A 1717-nucleotide genomic window follows, 5' to 3' on the forward strand; every position below is an offset into this window, starting at 1 on the left:
GATCCCGTCGCGCGGTTTCGGAGACGCGGTCGCGGTCTCGGCCAGGACCGCGCGCGCGGCCGCTTGCGCGTCGACGGGATCGCTCTTGCCGAGATGGCGTCGATCGGCGCGCGCCGCGCGAGTGACCTCGATCACCTCAACCCCGGCGGCCTGCAGAAAGCGCGTCAGTCCGGCGCCGTAGCTGCTGGTGCCTTCGACGCCGGCGCGGATGACCAACCCGAACGCGCTGGCCCAGCTCAATAGCTGCTCGTAGCCCTCCGCGGTGGCCGGAACGCTGCTCGTGGCCAGCACCCGTCCGAGACCGTCGAGCACCGCCGCCGCGTGTTGATCGAGGTGGGTATCGACCCGCGAGCGTGACGGATGGCTCGTCGTCTGAGATCGTGTCCATGCAGGCTCTCCTTGATCGCGTGTCGAGAAGGGCCGCGCACGCGCCGGCCGGGACGGCGGACAGGACACTCAAGGTGCTGGGCAAGGCTCCTATCAAGTCACGTTCGACCCGTCCGGTCGGTGCACGTCCCCGCCGCCTCCCGCGAACGCTCGACAGATCAACGCCAAGGCACTCTCTCGACCGCAGACCGAGACGATCACGATCACCAGAGAGAGGATCCAGTCAAAAGCAAGAGTCAGAACGCCCGCAGAGGCAGCGAGAGCGCAGATTCTGAATGAGTGTCGTAGGCGTCGCCGACGGAGCCGATGCTCGCGAGCACGCCGTGATCGTCGAGCTCTTGCTGGAAGGCAAAACTGGTGTATTGCGAACCGGCATCCGAGTGATGGATCAGCTCGACGTCTGCGCCGGGCGGCCGGCGGGTCAGGGCCATGCGCAGCGCGTCAAGGACCAGGTCAGTCCGCATCGACGTGGAGAACTGCCAGCCGACTATGCGCCGCGAAAACGCGTCCAGGACGAAGCTGAAGAACACCACGCCTTCCCAGCAGCGCAGGTAGGTGAAGTCCGCGACCCAGAGCTCGTCGGGTCTGGTCGTGGTGAAGTCGCGCTGGACTCGATCCGGTGGCCGCGTCGCGGCAGGGTCGGGCGTGGTGGTGCGCCAGGGCTTGCCGCGGCGCTTGGCGCCCTGGATGCCGGCCCGGCGCATCAGGCGCTTGACGCGATCGCGGCCAACGTCGACGCCGGCGCGTCGCAGGGCCAGCCAGGTCTTGCGATAGCCGTAGGCGCCGTAGTTGCGCTCGGCGACGCACTCGATGAGCTCTAACAACTGCTCGTCCTCGATCGCGCGGCGCGAGCGCCGACCGGTCGCGCGCTAAAAGTAGGCGGACGCCGACACATCCAGGACCCGGCAGATCGGCTCGACCCCGAAGCGCGCGCGGTAGTCGTCGATGAACGCGCTCACTTCGTTCGGTCTTGGTCGAGCTCGGTCGCGAAAAACACGCTGGCGGCCTTCAAGATCTCGTTGGCCCGGCGCAGCTCGAAGACCTCTTTGCGCAACTGCTTGATCTCCTCACGCTCGGCCGCGGTCGGCAGATCCGGCCGCAGCCCCTCATCGGCCTCCTTGCGACGCACCCACTTGCGCAACGTCTCCGACGGGATCCCGAGATCCCTGGCGACATGCGCGATCGGACGACCAGACTCGATCACCAACCGCGCGCCGCGATCAAGCAGCTCGGGCGGGTACTTCCTCGGACGCGACATCAGAACGGATGCTTCCTCTCCGCGGGGACAGAACCCGCGCCTCAAGGCCTCCGTCAAACCCAGCCTGCCTCA

At 67.4% G+C, this 1717-nt stretch carries 2 protein-coding genes and 1 pseudogene; all 3 read right to left on the reverse strand.

Annotation, left to right across the window (positions count from 1 at the left end):
- A partial coding sequence (locus tag H958_RS40050; RefSeq protein ID WP_156028253.1) for an IS110 family transposase occupies window positions 1-456 on the reverse strand: 456 nt, incomplete at its 3' end.
- Between the two features lie 167 nt (window positions 457-623).
- Window positions 624-1232 (reverse strand): annotated as a pseudogene (locus H958_RS40055) (IS3 family transposase); the annotation flags it as partial.
- 110 nt (window positions 1233-1342) lie between these two features.
- Entirely contained in the window at window positions 1343-1645 is a 303-nt protein-coding gene (locus tag H958_RS0124425; RefSeq protein ID WP_028060567.1) for a transposase, read from the reverse strand.
- Window positions 1646-1717: the final 72 nt, after the last annotated feature.

Origin of the sequence: Candidatus Solirubrobacter pratensis, from assembly GCF_000425945.1 — a bacterium.
Taxonomy (GTDB): domain Bacteria; phylum Actinomycetota; class Thermoleophilia; order Solirubrobacterales; family Solirubrobacteraceae; genus Solirubrobacter; species Solirubrobacter pratensis.